We start from the raw sequence: 19,241 nt of genomic DNA on the forward strand, positions 1-19,241 counted from the left end.
CGGGCGACCTCGTTGGCGGTGGCGACCATTTCATGGAACGCCGTGGAGACCATGTCCACCGCTTCGCGCTGGCGGTTGGCCGCTTCGGCCATGTCACCGGACACGCGGGTGGCGCTCTGTGACGAATCAAGAATGCGCGTGGCGGCCTGGCCGATGTGCTGGATCAGGCTGCGGATGGCGCTCAGGAACTGGTTGAACCAGCCGGCCAGTTGCGCGGTTTCGTCGTTGCCGCGCACCGCCAGGGTCACGGTCAGGTCACCTTCACCCTGGGCAATGCCTTCAAGGCCGGTGGAGACGCTGTTGATCGGGCGCACGATCAGGCTGGCAAAACTGGCACCGACCAGGGCGAAAACCACGGCCAGCACGGCGGCGATAATGCCGATCAGCCAGGTCAGTTTATTGGCCGAGGCCATGACTTCATCCTGGCGGATCAGGCCGATGAAGCTCCAGCCCAACTGTGCCGAAGGATAGATGTTGGCCATAAAGTGCTCGCCGTTGATTTGTACCTGACGCAGGCCCTGGCCTGTCTTGGCCAGCTCACTGTAGCCGCCGCCCAGTTCGGCCAGTTTCTTGAAGTTGTGCTCGGGTTGCTTGGGGTCGACCAGCACGGTGCCGTTGTTCTCCATCAGCATCAGGTAGCCGGTCTCGCCCAGCTTGATCTGCTTGACGAGGGTGGTCAGTTGTTTGAGCGACACGTCGATATTGATCACCGCACCCTGATTGCCCAATGCGTTGGGAATGGCGCGCACAGTACTGACCAGCACGGCATCATCGGCGGCCCAATAGTGCGCTTCGGTGCGCAGAGTCTTGCCAGGGTTGGCCATGGCCAGGCTGTACCAGGGACGAGTACGCGGGTCGTAGTTGCTTAGCTGCGGTTCTTCGGGGCCGATAGCATAGCTGCCGTTGCTCAAGCCCAGCTGGACATAGGCATAGGCCGGGTGGCTCTTGATGATGCGAGTGAACAGGGCGGTGATCTGCCGGTCCGTTTCCGACGGCGCGGTGCTCGCGGCGTTGGCACTCATGTAGCTTTTCACGTCATTGCCGGAATTGCGCAGCAGCGGATTGCTGGCCAGGTAGTCGACATTCTGGCTGATGCCTTCGAAGAACAGTTGCATGGCGTTCTCGATCTGGCGGATCTCGCGGCCGCTGCTGTCGATAAAACCTTCGGTGGCTTCGCTGCGCAGGTTGAGGATGACGATGCTGGCGACGACCACGATGGGCAGGCACGCGATGATTGCAAACGCCCCCGTCAGCTTTTGCTTGATGTTCATGTAGGCTCCGGATTGCTTTATCAACCATGATTGCGCCACCGCAGATGCACGCAGGCGGCTCCTCCCAGGACGACCGGGATTTCAAGATGCTGCGAGAGGGTTTCGGCCGACAGACGGTATTCTTGAGCGGCCAAGGCTCTACATGGCGCTTTCGTAGGCAAGACTCGGGTTCCGGTACTACCTGAAAAACCCGCTGGGCGTCACGCCGAACTGCCGTTTGAACATGGTGGTAAATGCGCTGGGGCTGTCGTACCCCAGTTGCAGCGCCACATCGATGATGCGTTCGCCGCAGGCCAGCAGTTCCAGCGCCATCAAGAGCCGTGCCTGTTGGCGCCATTGCCCGAAGGTCATGCCGGTCTGCTTGTGGAACAGGCGCTGGATGGTCTTTTCATCCACCGCCAGGCGCTGTGCCCACAGGGCCAGGGTGCTGCTGTCGCCGGGGTTGTCCTGCAAGGTGGTGCAGATGGTTTTCAGGCGCGGATCGGTGGGTTGCTGCAAGGCCAGGGGCAGGGTGGGCAAGGTGACGATCTCGTCGAGGATCAAGCGCATGATCCGCCCGGTGCGCGAGTCTTCGGGGCCGCTCATGTCCAGCCCTACCGAGGCCTTGATCAGCTCGCACAGCAAGGCCGAGATGCTCACCGCCTTGGTCCGGGTCGGCAGACCCGCCGTGCACTCGGGCTGCACGAACACGCTGCGCATTTTTACCGCGCCCACACAGCGCACGGCATGCGGCTGCCCGCAGGGCATCCAGATACCGCGGCTGGGTGGCACCACCCACTGACAGGCGGCCGAGTGCACCACCATCACGCCTTCGATGGCATAGATAAGCTGATGCCTGGCATGGCTGTGCGAGGCAATGAACCAGTTTTCCGGGTAGTCCGTGGCGCTGCTGGTGATCGACCCGGCGCTGGCGTCGATTTCGGCTACGTGTTCTTGCAGTGATCGGATCATGGTGCTTAAACAGTCATCAAAGTGCAGGGCGCACTGTAGAACACCCTGCACGGCATGGGTATCAACGCACGCGGGTTTTCGGCAGCAAGGCGGTCACCAGCCCCAGCAAGGGCAGCCAGGCGATCAACTGGTAGACCCAGACGATGCCGAACCGGTCGGCCAACTCGCCCAGGCCTGCGGCACCGATGCCGCTGATGCCGAACATCAGCCCGAACATGATGCCCGAGACCATCCCGACCCGGCCGGGTACGGCCTCTTGCGCATAGACCACCAGGGCGGCGAACGCCGAGGACATCACCAGGCCGATGACCACTGCCAGCGCCGCCGTCCACGCCAGGTTGGCGTAGGGCAGGGCCAGGGCAAAGGGCGCCACGCCCAGGAACGAGACCCAGATCACCGCCTTGCGCCCGATGCGGTCACCCACCGGCCCGCCGGCAAAGGTGCCCAATGCCACGGCGGCAAGAAATACGAACAGATACAGCTGGCTCTGCTGTACGCTCACCCCGAACCGCTCGATCAGGTAGAAGGTGAAGTAGTTGGTGAATGAGGCGATATAGACGAACTTGGCGAACATCAGCAGGCAGATCACGACCATGGCCCGCACGACCTGGCTTGATGTCAGTCCCGACGCCAGGCTGGGTGGCATGCGCTTGAGCGTGGCCTGGCCATGACGCAGATTCCAGCGTGCCAGGCGCACCAGCACCCAGATTGCCAGCGCGGCGGCCAGCATGAACCAGGCAATCGCCGACTGCCCGTACGGAATCACCACCGCCGCGGTCAGCAACGGCCCGATGGCCGAGCCGGTATTGCCGCCGACCTGAAAGGTCGATTGCGCGGTACCAAAGCGTCCGCCCGAGGCCAGCCGTGCGACCCGCGAGGCCTCCGGATGAAAGGTCGCCGAGCCGACCCCGACCACGGCGGCGGCGACCAATAGCATCGCGTAGCTGTCGGCAAAAGCCAGCAAGGCCACGCCGACCAGGGTCATCACCATGCCAGAGGGCAGCAGCCAGGGCAGCGGACGCTTGTCGGTGTACATCCCCACCCAGGGTTGCAACAACGAAGCGGTAACCTGGTAGATCAGCGCAATCGAGCCAATCTGCGCAAAACTCAGGGAAAAATCGCTTTTAAGCAGGGGGTAGATGGACGGCAGCACGGCCTGGATCAGGTCATTGAGCAGATGGGCAAAGGCTGCCGCGCCAACGACGGGCAGCAAAAAGCCTGACGGCGCATGGGGATGAGCGGCAGGCGAGGACGTGCCGGGTATCGCGGTCTGTATTGTCATGAGCAAACACTGTACGCAGGGGCCAGAGACATGACGGCTTGCCGGATGAGGCCCGCCGCCTGTGAAGGTCTGGCCAGCGTAGGGGGTTACGCAATGCCTGTCTCGCGCGCTATGGGCGGTGACTGTTGCGTTTAGGACAATCTGCGCTTATTCGTGCAGTGATGGCGGCCAATGGCTTCTTCCGGGCCGCGGCCTGGCTTAAGATCCGTGCTCGCTGCAGAGCGCGCATACCCCATGGGCCCCGCAGGTGTCGGGGGCACAGACCGCTTCCGGTTGCGATCAGGATTATCGTTTTCAGGTAAAGGAGTACAGGTTCATGCCTGCTGTCAGCAGCATTTTTTCTTGCAGAACACTCAGGGCGACGGCGGTCGCGGCCTTGTCTGTGGCCTCGGTCGGGTGTACTCACACCACCCTGGAGCAGCAGTTCCAGGGCATCGAGGCCTGTGATATCAAGGATGTGTACCTTGATGCCAATACCAGCAAGGCCACAGGCGCCTATTTTACCGAGCGCCGGTTGCAGCCGTGCCGCCTTGATGAGGCAGCGTTCTATTGCATCAAGGACACGTTCTACGGGTTGACCGTAAGTGAGGTGGTCATTCCCTATCGCGGGCCGTTCAGCGTGCATGCGGTGTATCTGGAAGAAAGCCGCCCCGTGGTCGAGCAAAGGCTGCGGGCGCGGTTCAAGGGCATTGCATTCAACCGTGATGACGGCGCTACGCCGTTTTTGATCGACGATCCCAAACAGCCGGGGCGTACGGTGTTTTATTGTGACCGGCACAGCGAGTGAGGCGGGACATATGAACGCAAGACTCGCTCCGGTTGTACCAGGGAGCGGGTCTTGCCAGGCATGTCAGGATTTGAAGCGTCCCACCAGCCGGTTCAGCTCTTGCGACAGGTCCGACAGGCGTCCCGAGTCGTCCTGGGCCGAATGGGCCAGGCTTTCAACCAGCTGGGCATCGTCGTAGATCTGCTGGATGTGGCGGTTGATTTCTTCGGCCACGCTGTGCTGCTCTTCGGCGGCGGCCGAAATCTGCAGGTTCTGATCGCGTATTTCGTTGACCGACAGCTGGATGCCTTCAAAGCTGTCGCGCGCGCTTTCAATGGATGAGACGCTGGCACGCGAGAGGTCCAGGCAGCTTTCCATCTTCAGCGTCACTTCTTCGGTCTTGCTGCCCAGCGTGCCCAGCAACTGTTCGATTTCGCCTGTGGAGTCGGAGGTGCGCTTGGCCAGCGCCCTGACTTCATCGGCCACCACGGCAAAGCCACGGCCCTGATCACCCGCGCGGGCCGCTTCGATGGCGGCATTGAGGGCCAGCAGGTTGGTCTGCTCGGCAATGCTGCGGATGGTGCCGATGATCTGGTTGATGCTGCGGCTGCCGGCCTCCAGCTCCAGCATGGCCTGGGACGACTCGGTCAGGCGCCGGCCCAGCCGATTGACGTTGTCGGTGGTGGCCTCGATCTGTTGCTTGCCCTCGGCCACTCGACGGTGCCCGTTCTCGGCAGAGCCTGCCGCGCCGCTGCACGAGCGCGCCACTTCGTTGGCGGTGGCCACCATTTCGTTGAATGCCGTGGAGACCAGCTCGACCGCCTCACGCTGGCGCTCGGCCGCCTTGTTCATGTTGGTGGCGACCTCGCTGTTGGTGCGCGAGGCATCCTGCAGGTTGGTCGATGCCGCACCAATGTGCTGAATCAACTGGCGGATGGCGCCCAGGAATTTATTGAACCAGCCTGCCAGTTCGGCCGTCTCGTCCTTGCCTTGCACCGACAACTCTTTGCGCAGATCACCTTCGCCCTGGGCAATGGCCTGCAAGCCGTGGCTCACCTGGTTGATGGGTTTGACGATGATCCGGGAGAAGGCGGCCGCCACCAGCCCGAAGATCAGCACCAGTATCGCGACAATGGACATCGTCAGGTAGGTCATCCGCGTGGCCTCGGCCATGACCTCGTCATGTTCGATCAAGCCGACATAGCGCCAGCCAAGGACAGGCGATGTCCAGACGTTGGCCATGTAGCGCACGCCGTTGATTTCAACTTCAGTGGCGCCTTGTTCAGTGCTTGCCAGTTGTGCGTAAGGCGCGCCCAGTTCCTTGAGCGGTTTGAAGTTGTGCCCCGCGTCTCGCGGGTCGACCAGCACCACGCCATCCTCGACCAGCATGACGTAGCCGCTTTTGCCCAGCTTGATGCTCTTGATCAGTTCAGTCAGGTTCTTGAGCGAAACACTGACGACAAAGACGCCCTTGGGTTTGCCGGCGCTGTCCAGCAAGGTGCGGGCGCTGCCCACCAGGGCGACGTCGTCCTTGGCGTAGTAATAGGCCGGTGTACGCACACTCTTGCCAGGGCTGGCCATCGCCGCTTTATACCAGGGGCGTGCGCGTGGATCGTAGTTGGCCAGTTGTGGGTCATCCGGCCATTTGGCATAGGTGCCATCCTCCAGGCCGATCGAGAGGATCGCGGCCGAAGGGTGCGTGGCGCCGTAGCGCGCAAAGCGCTCGATGGTCTGGGCGGCTGGGGCGGGAAGCGGCTCGCTGGCGGCGTTGGCGCCTCGATAATCCTTCAAGGTCTCGACAGTGCTGTAGGCCGGGTCAGTCGACATCTGGTCGACGTTCTGCGCCGTGCCGTCGAAGAACTGACGAATGTTGCCGTCAATCTGCAGCATCTCCCGCGTGCTGCCGTCGACAAATTGCTCGAATGCCTGGGTACGCGTATTCAGGATAGCGATCACGGCCACCACGCTCACCGGAATGAACGCCACCGATATGAACGCCAGCACCAGCTTGTTCTTGATATTCATGGGCAGACCATCTGTTTAGGAGGATGCGCAAATGGCCGGCTACAGGGGCGACTTGCCTGGTTTGTGTCGGCCAATAACAGCAAAACTTGAAGCAAGGTGGGTAAACCATCCTGTGCAGACACAGCGACCAGGCTTTAAGATTCAGGACTTTGTGCACCGGGGAATGAAAAGGTGTGTATCCCAGGGAGTGGTGACCGAGTGAATCCTGCGCAGCTGCGCTTCAGACCGAGACTCATCCTGGCGCTGGCCATGTCGGTGCTGGCCGGCCTCTGGCTGGGCGCGCCGGTGCTGTCCAATGCCTGGATGCTGTTGACGGAGCGCAACAACTTCATTCCGGCCGAGTCATCGATCTGGACCTTCGAGCCCTATGAAATCAACCAGGGATCTTCCAATTACTGGATCTACGGTGAAGACCGGGTCAATTACTACTACTTTGCCTATACCCCACAGATGCCTTACCGGCTGATTGCCAAGCGCAATCGGTGTGCAGGTTTTGACCGGCGCGATGTCCGCACCTGGTGCGCGCCGTAACACCTGTCTTTTCGCGACACTCCCTGTTTTCCCTTGGCTGGATTACCTTTTATGAAGCGTTGGATATGCCAGGTGATGGTGGCAGCAAGTGCCCTGTCGCTGTTTGATGGATCAGAGGCGCAGGCCGCCAGTTTCGACTGCCGCAAGGCCACGGCCGACGTTGAACACATGATTTGCGATACACCTTCATTGTCATTGCTCGATGAGCAACTGGCGGCCGCCTTCAAACCGCTGAAAAACCAGCGCTCGTTGCAGTCGATCCAGAGCGATTGGCTGGCAAGCGTGCGTGACGAGTGTGAGACGGTCGAGTGCCTGGAGGATGCTTACACACGGCAGGTGCGTTTCCTGACGCCGGTGCCGGAAAAGTCGTCGGTAAATCCGAAGAGCCTGCAGCCGTTGCCGACCGGGCAGGGTTATGTTCAGCGTGATCACCCGTGGCCGCGCTGGACGCTGTCCGGCATGCCGCAAGGCGACCTGGGTCGCCAGCGCTATATTGTTGCCGCTACCCGGCGCTCAGGCATCATGCATGTCATCCTGTTTTCCGGGGACTTCGATAAAAGCCTGTTCTGTTACCGGGGCAATTTGTACGAGTACGTCGACAAGTTCCCGGGACCCCGACCGACCCTGCACACCATTGCCGAGAACATTTGCCTGGACGGGGCTGACGATATCGGGGGCAACGATGAGGGCAAACATTATGCCGGCCTGATTGATGGCATGCTTTATTACCGCCAGCAGATGAGCACCTATGAGTTCAAGGGCATGTCCTACGTGCTGGGCTCCAATGCGGCACCGCGGGAAAGCAGTCTGCTGCACCGGTCGCTTTCCCGCTCGCTGGAAAACGCCAAGGCGGTCTTGTTGTTCTCTGCTGACAACGGTTACGGCCAACTGGGCATGTATTACAGCCATGTCGGAAAGTCAGAAGACATTGCGCCCGGCAATGGCCCGCAAACCCGATGGCTGATCTACAACCCCACCTGGAACCCGTCGCGCCCGGTGGTGTATTTCATCAACAGCCTGAGCTTTATCTGGCGTGCTGACCTGGTCGACAAGACGCTGAGCAAGATTATCGAGGTGGACGACAAGACGCAGGTCCACAGCCCGACCCCGATGGAGGTCAATGGTCGGGAAGGCGTCATTTACCTGGAGGATGACCAGTTGATGATGGCCATAGCGCCGGATGACTGATGTGAAATCCAACAGCTCAAGTTTGACGTCATGACCCTGTGGCGGCGCATGCTCTGCGGCATATTGATCCACGGGCTTTTTTGCGTGGGCTACGTTTTTCTCAACGACTTCGTGGCCCATCTCTACGGCTCGATCAATGGCGGGCTGACGTCACGGGGCGTGAATATCCGGCTGACCAGCCGGTTTCTCTTCGAGGTGTTCATCGGCATCAACCTGGTGCTGGCGTTGATACCGTCACTGCGGATCAGGTTGTTGCTGTGGGCGGTGTGGGTGGCGCTGATTCCCTTGTGGTTGCTGCCGTACCACCCGTTGCGGGCGTTGTTCTATGGTGTTGCCCAAGGGGCCTTTACCCTGGCGGCCATCCTTGCCTGCGCCGGGCTGGATGCCTGGTGCCGGCGTAAGGTCGCCGTCGGAAAAACCTCGGGGCTGGCACAGGAGCTGAAGGACATTGCCGGACATTTTCCACCGCGGCTGCCGGCACTTCGCGAAGGTTATCCGTGGGTACGGTCGCTGGCGTCCGTGGGCATGGGCGCCTACCAGATGGCCTTCATGCCCTGCGCCGCCAGCCGGCAACGGTTGCACAGCCTTATCGAACGCCAGGGGCTCACCACTGAAATAGCGCGCACGGCGCGTTTCGTCACGCTTGGCAATGCTGAGGGTGAAGTGCTGTCATGGCGTGAAAACGCCGAGTTCGACGGGCATGCAGTGATCATGATCACCCACAGCGCCGCCCTGGTGCAGGCCGTGCGCGAGCTGCCCATCACGCCGCCTGCGCCGTGGGTCGTGTTTCCTGACTTCAACCCGCAAGGGCTGGGCAATATGCAGGGCACTCTGCTGGGATGGTGGGCGTTGTATTTCCAGCCTTTCTGGGACTCGCTCGACGTATCGCAAAAGCAGGCGTTTCTTGATGAGCGCAAGGCACCGTTGGCGTGGCGGGAGTATCTTGAGTTTCATGCTGACGGTATTCAGTGATCCGTCAGCGGGCCCTCAAGCCCGCGCAAACTGCTTGCGATAGCTCATCGGGCTCACCCCCACCAGATTGCGGAAATGCCGCCGGAACGATTCCTCGGAACCAAAGCCGGCCTTTTCCACCACTTCGCTGAGCCTGACCCGCGAGGACTCCAGCAGCTCCTTGGCGTAGGCCACCCGCTCACCCAGCAGCCAGTCGTATGGCGTCAGCCCCGTGCATTCCATGAAACTGCGATGCAGCGTACGGGTGCTCACGGCGGCACGGTCGGCCATGTCCTTGATGGTCAACGGGCGCTGCAGATCGCTGCGGATCCAGTCCATCAGGTTGGAAATGGGCGCATCGCTGGTGCTGACCAGCTGGCGGGTGGCGTATTGCGACTGGCCACCTTCGCGGTGCGGCGGGATGACCATGCGTTGGGCGACCATGTTGGCCACGCGCGAACCATGATCCTTGCGCACCAGGTGCAGCATCATGTCCAGGCCGGCCGCGGAGCCTGCGGCGGTGACGATGGTTTCTTCATCGACGTACAGCTCGTTGGGCTGGATGCTCAGCGCCGGGTACATGCTGGCCAGCAGGTCGGTGAAGCGCCAGTGCGTGGTGACCTTGTGGCCGTCGAGCAGGCCGGCGGCGGCCAGCACAAAGGCGCCGGTGCAGATCGAGCAGATGCGCGCGCCACGGGCATGGGCGGCCTGCAGTTGGTCGATCAGGCGTTGTGGCACTTCGGCTTCGACACCGCGCCAGCCGGGCACGATGATGGTGTCCGCGCTTTCCAGCAGCACTTCGCCTGCGGTGGGGGTGATGGTGATGCCGCCAGCGGCGGTGATCGGGCCGTCGTCCACCGCGTAGGTGGCAAACTCGTACCAGGGCACGCCCAGTTCCGGGCGCTTGAGGGCAAACACCTCGACCGTGCAGCCGAATTCGAAGGTGCACAACTGGTTGTAGATGAGCGCGACGACGAGATGATTCTTCATGGCAGCATGTGACCGGATATTGGCATTACCGACAGTAGTTGGCCTTGATGCTACTGCGTAATCTTTGCCCTGTCACTGAGGTGAAATCATTTTTTCGGAGCCCGTTCCATATGTCACTCAATATCGGTATCTATGTATTTGACGACGTCGAAGTCCTGGACTTCGCAGGGCCCTACGAAGTCTTTACCACCGCCACACGCATGCACGGGCGCAACAGCCGTGACGACCGTGCGCTGTTCAATGTCTTCACCATCGGCCGTACCACCGCGCCCGTCCGGGCCCGGGCAGGCCTGAAGGTCGACCCGGACTACTCGATCCATGACCATCCGCCGCTGGATTGCCTGATCGTGCCCGGTGGCGTGATTACCGCCGAGATGGAAAAGGCCGATGTCATCGAGTGGATCAGCCAGCAGTCGGTGCCCGGCCGCGTAGTGGCTGCCGTCTGCACCGGTGCCTTCCTGCTGGCCCGCACCGGCAAGCTGACCGGTCGACAGGTGACCACGCACTGGGAAGACATTGCCGACCTCAAGGAGATGTTCCCCTCGATCGATGTGCTCAGCACCTTGCGCTGGGTGGACGAGGGCGCGTTCGTGACGTCGGCGGGCATTTCGGCCGGCATCGACATGAGCCTGCACCTGGTCGAGCGCTTGCACGACCGTGCGCTGGCCGAGCGTACCGCGTTGCAGATGGACTTCGACTGGACTGAAAACGACTGACAGGTCTGCGTCACGAGGCCTGATGTAACACGTCTTTTACACGCACAGCAGCGCCGGCAGGAGCGGCGCCAGACCTGACCCTGCTTTGCCCCGTCATTCGGGGCATTGCGCCGTTGTGCCCGTCATACAGGCCTGGTCAACGGTGTAGCCGATGCGCATATTCGTGTGCATTGCCTTTGATCTGTTGCCATATTTGCTACCTAGCCAGGGAGCAGGGCAAGACGCATTCGCCATCCCCACCCGCCTGATCGCAGGCTTGCGTCCACAGAGTCAAGGAAACATGAAAACCCATTTCTTCAAGATCGTTCAGACCGTTGCTCAGCATGGTTCTTTCTCCGAGGCTGCCGCTATCATGGGCTGCAGCCAGTCGAATATCAGTTATGCCATCAAGGAGGTTGAAGACTACTTCGACAAGCGCCTGTTCATCCGCAGCCGCACAGGCTGCACGCTGACCCCCGAAGGCAAGATCATCACCCAGACCCTGAGCAACATGCTGGCCACGCTTGAGCAACTAAAAAAAATGGAGTCAGTGGCACTGTAGCCATCCATTACAGCACGCATATGCAGGAAACCAACCTGGGACCTTCGCTTGATTTTCTCGCCCGGTATTACCCTGATATCCAGTTGAGTGTATTACACAGTACCGACCTGCACCCCAGCCTGGACCCCCTGCGCCGTGAAGCGGCCGACATCCTCATCCTGCCCAGCACCGTGCTTGACGAGCACCATATCGAACACCATCGCTGGTCTGACCACTATGTCATGGTGGTTGCCCGTCACCTCAGGAACACTGCCCAGAGCCTGGCTGAAATGGCACAGACCGTACGGTATGTGGCCTGGCGTCATCCGGGACTCGACCGGCTGCACAGTCAACTGGCCGCTGCCCAGTTTCGCCTGAGCCATCGCGGCGAGCTAAGCTGCCTGGAGACCTTGCTGGACCTGGTGATCAAGGGCCATTGCCTGACGGTATTGCCCAGTGCCTTGCTGCCACGGCCCAATCCGGGGCTGGAGTACCTGACCCTGCCAGTGCCGGTGAGCCGCCGTATCAGTGTCGTGGCACGGCCGTCATCCTTGTTGTCCAACGCCGCTGCGGTGGTCATCGACGCCTTGAAAAGGGCACCGGCTTTTCAGGCCGCGCGCCCCTTGCCACAGGACTGCAATCAACTTTGATGCAACGATTGTCCCGTCAGGGGCTCATACACAGTAGCTGAATTTCCGAGAGCTGGTCTCTCGCGCCGTACCACTTCAAGCGGGTGAATGGACTTATGACAACACCGGACAAAGAGTATGTGAACTGGCTGGTCGAGCAATCGATGCTCAACGCCGCCCGCCAACGTGCCAAGACCTACGGCGGGCAGGGGCGGCTCTGGCAGCGCCCGTTCGCCCAGGCCCGGCCTCGTGATGCCTCGGCCATCGCTTCGGTGTGGTTCACCGCTTACCCGGCGTCGATCATTACCCGCGAGGGCGGTTCGGTCCTGGAGGCATTGGGCGATGAGGAACTCTGGCGTGCGCTGTCGGAAGTCGGCATCCAGGGCATTCACAACGGGCCGTTGAAGTTGTCGGGCGGGCTGCAGGGCTACAACCGCACGCCCAGCATTGACGGTAATTTCGACCGCATCAGCTTCGGTATCGACCCGGAGCTGGGCAGTGAAACCCACCTGCTTAACCTCAGTCGCATTGCCGCTGCGCACAATGCGGTGGTAATCGACGACATCATTCCGTCGCACACCGGCAAGGGGGCGGACTTTCGCTTGGCCGAGATGGCGTACGAAGACTACCCCGGCCTCTACCACATGGTCGAAATCCGCGAGGAAGACTGGCCACTGCTGCCGGCGGTACCCGAGGGCCGTGATGCGGTCAACCTGGTGCCGGACGTCGTCGACCTGCTGCGCGACAAGCACTACATCGTCGGCCAGTTGCAGCGGGTGATCTTTTTCGAGCCAGGGGTCAAGGAAACCGACTGGAGCGCCACCGATATCGTGGTGGGCGTGGACGGCAAGCCACGACGCTGGGTCTACCTGCATTACTTCAAGGAAGGCCAGCCGTCGCTGAACTGGCTCGACCCAAGTTTTGCGGCGCAACAGATGATCATCGGCGATGCACTGCACGCCATCGACGTCATGGGTGCGCGCGTGCTGCGTCTGGATGCCAACGGTTTTCTCGGGGTGGAGCGCAAGATCGAAGGCGGAGCCTGGTCGGAGAGCCATCCGCTGTCGATCACCGGCAATCAGTTGATTGGCGGGGCGATTCGCAAGGCTGGCGGCTTCAGCTTCCAGGAACTGAACCTGACCATCGACGACATTGCCTCGATGTCGCACGGCGGTGCCGACCTGTCCTATGACTTCATTACCCGGCCGGCCTACCAGCATGCGCTACTGACCGGCACCACCGAATTCCTGCGCCTGATGCTGCGCCAGGTGCATGCTTTCGGCATCGATCCGGCGTCGCTGATCCATGCCTTGCAGAACCATGATGAACTGACCCTGGAACTGGTGCATTTCTGGACCCTGCACGCCCATGATACCTACCACTATCAAGGGCAGACCTTTCCCGGCAACATCCTGCGCGAGCATATTCGTGAAGAGATGTACGAGCGCCTGGCCGGTGAGCACGCGCCGTACAACCTCAAGTTCGTCACCAACGGCGTGTCATGCACCACGGCCAGCATCATCACCGCCGCCCTGGGCATCCGCGACCTGGACACGTTGACCGAGGAAGATATTCGCCAGGTCCAGCATATTCACCTGCTGCTGGTGATGTTCAATGCCATGCAGCCTGGCGTGTTTGCGCTGTCGGGTTGGGACATGGTGGGTGCCTTGCCGTTGCCGGCCGAGCAGGTCGAGCACCTGATGCAGGACGGCGACACGCGCTGGATCCACCGTGGCGCCTACGATCTGGTCGATTCCGATCCGACGGTGGCGGTGTCATCCGGCGGCATGCCACGGGCCAGAAGCCTGTACGGCAGCCTCAGCGAACAGTTGCAACGGCCGGACTCGTTTGCCTCGCAGCTCAAGAAGATCCTGGCGGTACGCCGCGCCTATGACATTGCGGCCAGCCGTCAGGTGCTGATTCCGGATGTCGAGCATCCGGGCCTGTTGATCATGGTGCATGAGCTGCCGGCGGGCCGCGGCACCCAGATCACGGCGCTGAACTTCAGCAACCAGCCGATCACCGAAACCCTGCATCTGCCGGCCGATATCGTACCGGGGCCGGTGGTCGACATCATCAACGAGCGGGTCGAAGGCGACCTGAGCGAGCAGGGCGAATTCACCATCAACCTGGATGCCTATGAGGGCCTGGCGTTGAGAGTGGTGAGCAATCTGGTGTGATCATGCCGGCGGCAATCGTGCTTTAATACGCGCCCTTCACGGCACACGGCCAGTATCTGGCCGTGTTTCACCCTGCAAGCATTCTTCATTCAAGGCGGTTATGGACACGGGCACCCGACTCAAGCTGGTTCGCGAAAGCCACAAACTCTCACAGCGCGAGCTGGCCAGACGCAGCGGCGTGACCAACGCGACCATTTCGTTGATCGAGCAAAACCGCGTCAGCCCCTCTGTCAGTTCCCTGAAAAAACTGCTTGAAGGCATTCCCATGAGCCTGGCGGAATTCTTCACCTTCGATCAGCCGCCTGGGCGCGTCAACGAGCAACACGTCTTCCGCGCCGGCGACCAGCCGGACCTGGGCCGTGATGGCCTGCGCCTGCTGTTGGTGGGGGCCACCTTGCCCAGCCGGCAGATGCGCTTCCTGCGTGAGCAGTACGCCCCCGGTGCCAGCTCCGGTGACGAGTCCATCGTGCATGCCGAAGGCGAAGAATGCGGCCTGGTCACCCGTGGCACCATCGAGCTGACCATCGACGGTCAGGTCCATGTGCTGGGGGCTGGCGATGGCTATTATTTCCCGACCACCCTGGCGCACCGCTTTCGCAACATTGGCCAGGATGAGGCGGAAATCATCAGCGCCAACACACCGGCCAATTTCTGACCCTGAAACAAACCTTGAACACGGATTAAATCTGGCCCGCCTTGTGCACGATCATCGTGGAGCAAGGTCTCAGGCTGTATAGGGCAGGGTGAGGGAGAAGGTTATGGTGCGTCTATGTGCAGTGATGCTGATGGGGCTGCTCGGTGGCCTTGTTTCGGTGCAGGCCCAGGCCGACACGCCAACGCTCTGGGGCGCAGGTTTTCACGAGTTGAGCTTTGCCGACCCGCTCGACGGGCAGGCGATGCGGGCCATTGCCTTTTATCCTTCCACCGCCGCCGAGCATGTCAACCGGTTGCGCGGCTACGATGTCGAGGCCACGGCTGACGCCCCGGTTGCCATGGGCCGCTTTCCGCTGCTGTTGCTGTCGCACGGCAACACCGGCACGCCACTGGCCATGCATGACCTGGCCACCTCGCTGGCGCGCCAGGGTTTTGTGGTGGTGGCGGTGGTGCACCCCGGCGACAACGACCGCGACCACAGCCGCCTGGGCAGCTTGAGCAACCTGTATGGCCGGCCCTTGCAGATTTCTGCCGCCATCAGCGCCGCCTTGCAGGAACCCTTGTTGGCTCCTTACCTGAGTGCCAGCCAGGTCGGGGTGATCGGCTATTCGGCCGGTGGCGAGACCGCGCTGATTCTGGCCGGCGCCCAGCCGGACCCGAAACGCCTGCGCCAGTACTGCATCGAACGCCCCGACGACCAGGATGCCTGCAAGACCCAGGGTCACCTGGTGGCTGACCGCGACGACCTGCATGCCGAGGCCGATCCACGGGTGGGCGCGCTGTTACTGATGGCGCCGTTGAGCCTGATGTTCGGCCGCCAGACCCTGAGCGATGTGCATGTGCCGGTGCTGATGTATGCCGGCGACGACGACCGCCTGCTGGCGCTGGACAAGAACGCCGAGGCCCTGGCGCGCAAGCTGCCGCAGGCGCCCGACTACAAGTTGCTGGCCGGGGCCGGGCATTTCGTGTTCATGGCCCCGTGCAGCGACGAACAGCGTGCGACCATGCCGATTCTGTGCAACGACGCCGAAGGCGTGGACCGCGAGGACATCCATCGCACCTTGAGTGCCGAGGCGGGGCGTTTCTTCAGCGACGCCCTGGGCACCCCGGAAAGCGACCGCTCCGGCCTGCAGACCGCACACCACCTGTAGGAGCGCGCTTGCCCGCGACCGGCTGCGTTAGCAGTCGTAAAATTTCAGCGTTTCACAAATTTTTGCGAGCGCTTCGCACTCGGTCGCGGGCAAGCGCGCTCCTACAGACAGGGGCCGTGTATGAAGCCGCTTGGCCGTTACACAGGGAGCGGCGTAGCCGCTTCCAGCGATCGCAGGTAAGTGCCGAGGCGGGGCGTTTCTTCAGCGATGCCCTGGGCACCCCGGAAAGCGACCGCTCCGGCCTGCAGACCGCACACCACTTGTAGGAGCGCGCTTGCCCGCGACCGGCTGCGTTAGCAGTCGTAAAATTTCAGCGTTTCACAAATTTTTGCGAGCGCTTCGCACTCGGTCGCGGGCAAGCGCGCTCCTACAGACAGGGGGCGCGTATGAAGCCGTTCGGCCGTTACACAGGCAGCGGCGCAGCCGCTTCCAGCGCCCGCAGGTAATCACCAAACCCGCCCTGTGCCCGTGGGTCCAGGCGGGTGCTGGTGGTCACCTGCGGGCGGCAGCTCCAGGCGATGCGGGCGCCGGTGATTTCCAGTTGGCGTACCAGGTGCACATCCTCATGGCAGGCCAGCGCCGGGAATCCGCCGGCGCGCTGGTAGGCCTGGGCGCTGATGCCCAGGTTGGCGCCGTGGATATGGCGATGATCGTCGCGCTGCTGGTACAGGCTCAGGTAATGCGCCCTGGCCGCTGGCGAATAGTGTTCGCACCACTGGCTTGGGGTCACGGTGCCGCATACGGCATCGGCGTCGAGCAGCAATTGCTCGTACAGCCAGTCTTCGGCCACGGTGCTGTCGCCGTCGGTGCACGCCAGCCAGCGCGCCCCTGCGTCAACCAGTGCCCGGGCGCCGGCCGCACGCGCCTGACCAACGTTGCGGGCCTCCACTTCCAGCGTCATCACGCCGCGACGACGGGCAATCTCGGCCGAACGATCGGTGCAGCTGTCGAGCACCACCAGAATGCACACGGGCTCGCCATGCAGGCCCGGATGCACGGCGGCCAGTTGCACGGTGGCCAGGCACAGGTCCAGCAACTGTTCTTCATTGTGAACCGGGATGAGCACGCCGATCATCATCGAACTCCTTTTGCGCGACTGAAAGCCTGTCACGGCTGAATACATCCAGAAGAAAGTCCGCCTCCCGGTGCGTGCAGATCCGGTGCAGAGGCAAGTGCTCGGCAAGCAAGCGGTGCACCTGTTCGGCATCCAGCGGACAGCCTTCGATGGCCGGGCGCCAATGGCAGGCCAGCAATTGGCCGTCGTCGCTGAGCGAGGTCAGCGCGCGCCTGATCAATTGCTGCAGGTCCTGTGCGTCCAGGTAATAACCCAGTTCGCTGAACACGATCAGGTCGAAAGGACCTTCGGGCCAGTCGTGGGGCAGGCGACCCTGGATGACCGTGGCGTGGGCCACACCGTCCAGGCGCTGGCGGGCCAGGTTCACTGCACGGTTTGAGGTGTCGCAGCCCAGGAAGCGGTCACAGCGCCCGGCCAGGGCGGCGCTCAACTCGCCATTGGCGCAGCCGGGCTCGAAAATCGACCGATAGTGCTCGCGGGGCAGGGTGGCGAGGGTCAGCGCCCGCTTGCGCCGTTCATACCAGCGCTGGCGGAAGGCCCAGGGATCGTCAGTGTTCTGGAACAGGTCATCGAAATAATCGTCCGCCACACTCATAGGAACACCAGTTCGAACGGTTGCAACAGGCGCGCCTGTGCCCATACAGGCAGTACCGGTGCCAGGCCGATGGCCGGATCGCCTTGCAACTGGCTGACAAAGGCCTGCACGGCGTCATGCTTGCGTGCCAGCAAGGCCGGGTCCAGGAGCAATTTGCGTGCACGTTCCCAGGGCAGGCGCTCGTCTTCCGGGCCTGCCCAGTGCCAGGCCCAGATCGGCACTTCGTTGAACTGCGCACCGACTGCCGCGCAGGCGTTGGCGCACGCACGCCCCACGGCTTCGTGATCACCATGCCCGTCGCCGCGCCAGGTGCCGAACACCACGTCGGTGGGCAGCAGGTGCCTTTCCAGAAAGGCTTGCAGTTCGGCTTCGCGCTCGACCACGGCGCCGTCCTGGTACGCACTGCGCAGCCAGGGCAGGTCAGCCGGCAGGCCGAGCCGCTGCAGCGCCTCGGCGCTTTCTTCAGGGCGGGCCGCTGCCAGGCGCGAGGCCGGCCAGAGGGCCGAGCCCGGGTGACTGGCGGTGCCGTTGGTGACCGAAATCAGCAACAGTTCGCGTTCAAGAAGGTGCAGCTGGCTCATCAGGCCGCCACAACCGAGCACTTCATCGTCTGGATGCGGCGCCACGATCACTGCCCGGCACTCTGGGGGCACCAGCAGGTCGGCGCTGATGGCGGGTACGGCGGCCAGCCTGCTTGAGGCCTGCCAGGCACTGAGCGGGGTGCCGCGACCATCGACGTCGTCGCTGACCACGAAGCCTTCATTCATAGGTTCCATTCCTGGATGGGTGCGTGCTTCACGGCCAGTAGGCCGAGTGTCGCCAGGTCACGCTCGGCATGACTCTGGCGCAGGAATACGGGCAGGTCGGCCATCAAACGGGCAAATCCTGTGTCCTTGCAATAAGGCCCGGCGCCCAGCGCCCGGCCTACATGGCTGATCACGGTATCGACACACGCCTCGACACTGGCGCGGCAGCGCCGGGCCAGGTGTTCAGCGTCTGCCAAGGGATATTGGTCAAGTTGCACGGCCGCGTTGCGCAGCACCTGCACGGCACTGTACAGCGCCGCATCCACGGCACCCAGGTGCGCCAGGGCATGCGGTTCATCACGTTGCGCCAGTTGGCGCGGCAGATACCGCGCCAGTGCCTGGGCCGCCCCGTACCAGCAGGCGGCAATGCCGATTGCCCCTTGCCAGAAGCCCTGGCGTTGCAGGTAAGCACCAGGCGCGCCGACCCGCCAGCCGACGGCGTGCTCGAAGCCTACCTCGACACTGGCGGTTGCCCCCATGCCCACCGCGCACCAGCCCTCGTCGGTCACCTGTACGCCGGGCTGATCGAGCGCCACCGCGACCAGTTGCTGGCGGTTCTGCTCGTCCCAGGCGGTCAACAGCGCGTGACTGAGCACCGGCGCGCCGCTGCACCAGGCCTTGAGGCCATCCAGGCGCACGGTGTCGCCGACACCGCTGACCCGCACGCAGGCCTGCGGTGGTTCGGCGGCCCACATCCCCCAGGTGCTGCCCGCAGGAACCTGCGGCGCACCCAGTTCGGCCATGATTGCCAGCGCATCGGTGTGGCCTTCGTAGAACTTGCATAATCCAAGGTCATGGCCGGCTACGCAGGCCAGGGCCTGCCAGCGCGCCAGGGTCTGGCCGCCTGCCGGTAACGGCAGACGATCAAGGCCCTGGCTGACCATCTCTTGCAGGCACACGCTCAATTCAGCGGTGCCGGCCCGGGTGAGGCTGTGCTGGTCGAAGAATGCGGCCAGCATG

Annotated in this window: 19 protein-coding genes and 1 pseudogene; 10 read left to right on the top strand and 10 right to left on the bottom strand. The window is 62.4% G+C overall.

The window, feature by feature from the left end:
* The 3 genes from DGA31_RS15920 to DGA31_RS15930 form a co-directional block, all read right to left on the bottom strand.
* A partial coding sequence (locus DGA31_RS15920) for a methyl-accepting chemotaxis protein (RefSeq protein ID WP_109513202.1) occupies nucleotides 1–1,271 on the bottom strand: 1,271 nt, incomplete at its 3' end.
* 177 nt (nucleotides 1,272–1,448) lie between these two features.
* Nucleotides 1,449–2,222 carry an AraC family transcriptional regulator gene (locus tag DGA31_RS15925; RefSeq protein WP_109513203.1) on the bottom strand — a complete coding sequence of 258 codons (774 nt, stop codon included), beginning with the start codon at nucleotides 2,220–2,222 and terminating at the stop codon, nucleotides 1,449–1,451.
* A 61-nt stretch (nucleotides 2,223–2,283) separates the two neighbouring features.
* Entirely contained in the window at nucleotides 2,284–3,504 is a 1,221-nt protein-coding gene (locus DGA31_RS15930; protein ID WP_109513204.1) for an MFS transporter, read from the bottom strand.
* Between the two features lie 316 nt (nucleotides 3,505–3,820).
* Here DGA31_RS15930 and DGA31_RS15935 point away from each other — a divergent pair, with 316 nt between their 5' ends.
* Complete coding sequence (locus tag DGA31_RS15935) at nucleotides 3,821–4,291, top strand: hypothetical protein (protein WP_109513205.1); 471 nt, start codon at nucleotides 3,821–3,823, stop codon at nucleotides 4,289–4,291.
* Nucleotides 4,292–4,354: 63 nt separating this feature from the next.
* Here the strand turns inward: DGA31_RS15935 and DGA31_RS30775 are convergent, their stop codons facing one another.
* Both DGA31_RS30775 and DGA31_RS30780 read right to left on the bottom strand, forming a co-directional pair.
* Nucleotides 4,355–5,122, bottom strand: a complete 768-nt coding sequence (locus DGA31_RS30775; RefSeq protein WP_421957974.1) for a methyl-accepting chemotaxis protein — start codon at nucleotides 5,120–5,122, stop codon at nucleotides 4,355–4,357.
* Between the two features lie 87 nt (nucleotides 5,123–5,209).
* Nucleotides 5,210–6,295, bottom strand: a pseudogene (locus tag DGA31_RS30780) (cache domain-containing protein); the annotation flags it as partial.
* Nucleotides 6,296–6,544: 249 nt separating this feature from the next.
* Between DGA31_RS30780 and DGA31_RS15945 the strand changes: the two are divergent.
* The 3 genes from DGA31_RS15945 to DGA31_RS15955 are packed head-to-tail and all read left to right on the top strand — an operon-like array spanning nucleotide 6,545 to nucleotide 8,986.
* Complete coding sequence (locus DGA31_RS15945; protein ID WP_056836487.1) at nucleotides 6,545–6,826, top strand: hypothetical protein; 282 nt, start codon at nucleotides 6,545–6,547, stop codon at nucleotides 6,824–6,826.
* Between the two features lie 51 nt (nucleotides 6,827–6,877).
* Nucleotides 6,878–8,014, top strand: coding sequence for a lysozyme inhibitor LprI family protein (locus DGA31_RS15950; protein ID WP_109513207.1), 1,137 nt, complete (start codon nucleotides 6,878–6,880; stop codon nucleotides 8,012–8,014).
* Between the two features lie 30 nt (nucleotides 8,015–8,044).
* Entirely contained in the window at nucleotides 8,045–8,986 is a 942-nt protein-coding gene (locus DGA31_RS15955; protein ID WP_109513208.1) for a hypothetical protein, read from the top strand.
* Between the two features lie 15 nt (nucleotides 8,987–9,001).
* Here DGA31_RS15955 and ftrA read toward each other — a convergent pair whose 3' ends face one another.
* The gene (gene ftrA / locus DGA31_RS15960) at nucleotides 9,002–9,955 is read right to left on the bottom strand and encodes a transcriptional regulator FtrA (RefSeq protein ID WP_056836336.1); all 954 of its coding nucleotides are present in this window, start codon (nucleotides 9,953–9,955) and stop codon (nucleotides 9,002–9,004) included.
* Nucleotides 9,956–10,065: 110 nt separating this feature from the next.
* Here ftrA and DGA31_RS15965 point away from each other — a divergent pair, with 110 nt between their 5' ends.
* From DGA31_RS15965 to DGA31_RS15990, 6 genes are all read left to right on the top strand, one after another.
* Nucleotides 10,066–10,671, top strand: coding sequence for a DJ-1/PfpI family protein (locus tag DGA31_RS15965; RefSeq protein ID WP_056836339.1), 606 nt, complete (start codon nucleotides 10,066–10,068; stop codon nucleotides 10,669–10,671).
* 280 nt (nucleotides 10,672–10,951) lie between these two features.
* Nucleotides 10,952–11,212 (top strand): LysR family transcriptional regulator, encoded by a 261-nt coding sequence (locus DGA31_RS15970; RefSeq protein ID WP_056836341.1) that lies wholly within the window; start codon nucleotides 10,952–10,954, stop codon nucleotides 11,210–11,212.
* Between the two features lie 20 nt (nucleotides 11,213–11,232).
* On the top strand, nucleotides 11,233–11,841 hold the full coding sequence (locus DGA31_RS15975) for a LysR substrate-binding domain-containing protein (RefSeq protein ID WP_109513209.1): 609 nt from the start codon (nucleotides 11,233–11,235) through the stop codon (nucleotides 11,839–11,841).
* A gap of 95 nt (nucleotides 11,842–11,936) precedes the next feature.
* Nucleotides 11,937–14,000 carry a maltose alpha-D-glucosyltransferase gene (gene treS / locus DGA31_RS15980; RefSeq protein ID WP_109513210.1) on the top strand — a complete coding sequence of 688 codons (2,064 nt, stop codon included), beginning with the start codon at nucleotides 11,937–11,939 and terminating at the stop codon, nucleotides 13,998–14,000.
* 100 nt (nucleotides 14,001–14,100) lie between these two features.
* Nucleotides 14,101–14,655 (top strand): cupin domain-containing protein, encoded by a 555-nt coding sequence (locus tag DGA31_RS15985; protein ID WP_056836345.1) that lies wholly within the window; start codon nucleotides 14,101–14,103, stop codon nucleotides 14,653–14,655.
* Between the two features lie 103 nt (nucleotides 14,656–14,758).
* Nucleotides 14,759–15,805 (top strand): alpha/beta hydrolase family protein, encoded by a 1,047-nt coding sequence (locus DGA31_RS15990; RefSeq protein ID WP_109513211.1) that lies wholly within the window; start codon nucleotides 14,759–14,761, stop codon nucleotides 15,803–15,805.
* Nucleotides 15,806–16,208: 403 nt separating this feature from the next.
* Here DGA31_RS15990 and DGA31_RS15995 read toward each other — a convergent pair whose 3' ends face one another.
* Genes DGA31_RS15995 through DGA31_RS16010 form a run of 4 tightly spaced genes read right to left on the bottom strand, consistent with a single transcriptional unit; the run spans nucleotide 16,209 to nucleotide 19,240 of the window.
* Nucleotides 16,209–16,880, bottom strand: coding sequence for a glycosyltransferase family 2 protein (locus DGA31_RS15995; protein WP_109513212.1), 672 nt, complete (start codon nucleotides 16,878–16,880; stop codon nucleotides 16,209–16,211).
* Nucleotides 16,849–17,475, bottom strand: coding sequence for a class I SAM-dependent DNA methyltransferase (locus DGA31_RS16000; RefSeq protein ID WP_109513213.1), 627 nt, complete (start codon nucleotides 17,473–17,475; stop codon nucleotides 16,849–16,851). Before DGA31_RS16000 ends, DGA31_RS15995 begins: the two co-directional genes overlap by 32 nt.
* Nucleotides 17,472–18,242: a PIG-L deacetylase family protein gene (locus tag DGA31_RS16005; protein ID WP_109513214.1), complete on the bottom strand. Its 771-nt coding sequence runs from the start codon at nucleotides 18,240–18,242 to the stop codon at nucleotides 17,472–17,474. Before DGA31_RS16005 ends, DGA31_RS16000 begins: the two co-directional genes overlap by 4 nt.
* Nucleotides 18,239–19,240, bottom strand: coding sequence for an acyl-CoA dehydrogenase family protein (locus DGA31_RS16010; protein ID WP_206606845.1), 1,002 nt, complete (start codon nucleotides 19,238–19,240; stop codon nucleotides 18,239–18,241). The genes DGA31_RS16005 and DGA31_RS16010 overlap by 4 nt, the downstream gene beginning before the upstream one ends.
* Nucleotide 19,241 lies beyond the last annotated feature (1 nt).

Origin of the sequence: Pseudomonas ovata, assembly GCF_003131185.1 — a bacterium.
In the GTDB taxonomy this organism is placed as follows: Bacteria; Pseudomonadota; Gammaproteobacteria; order Pseudomonadales; family Pseudomonadaceae; genus Aquipseudomonas; species Aquipseudomonas ovata.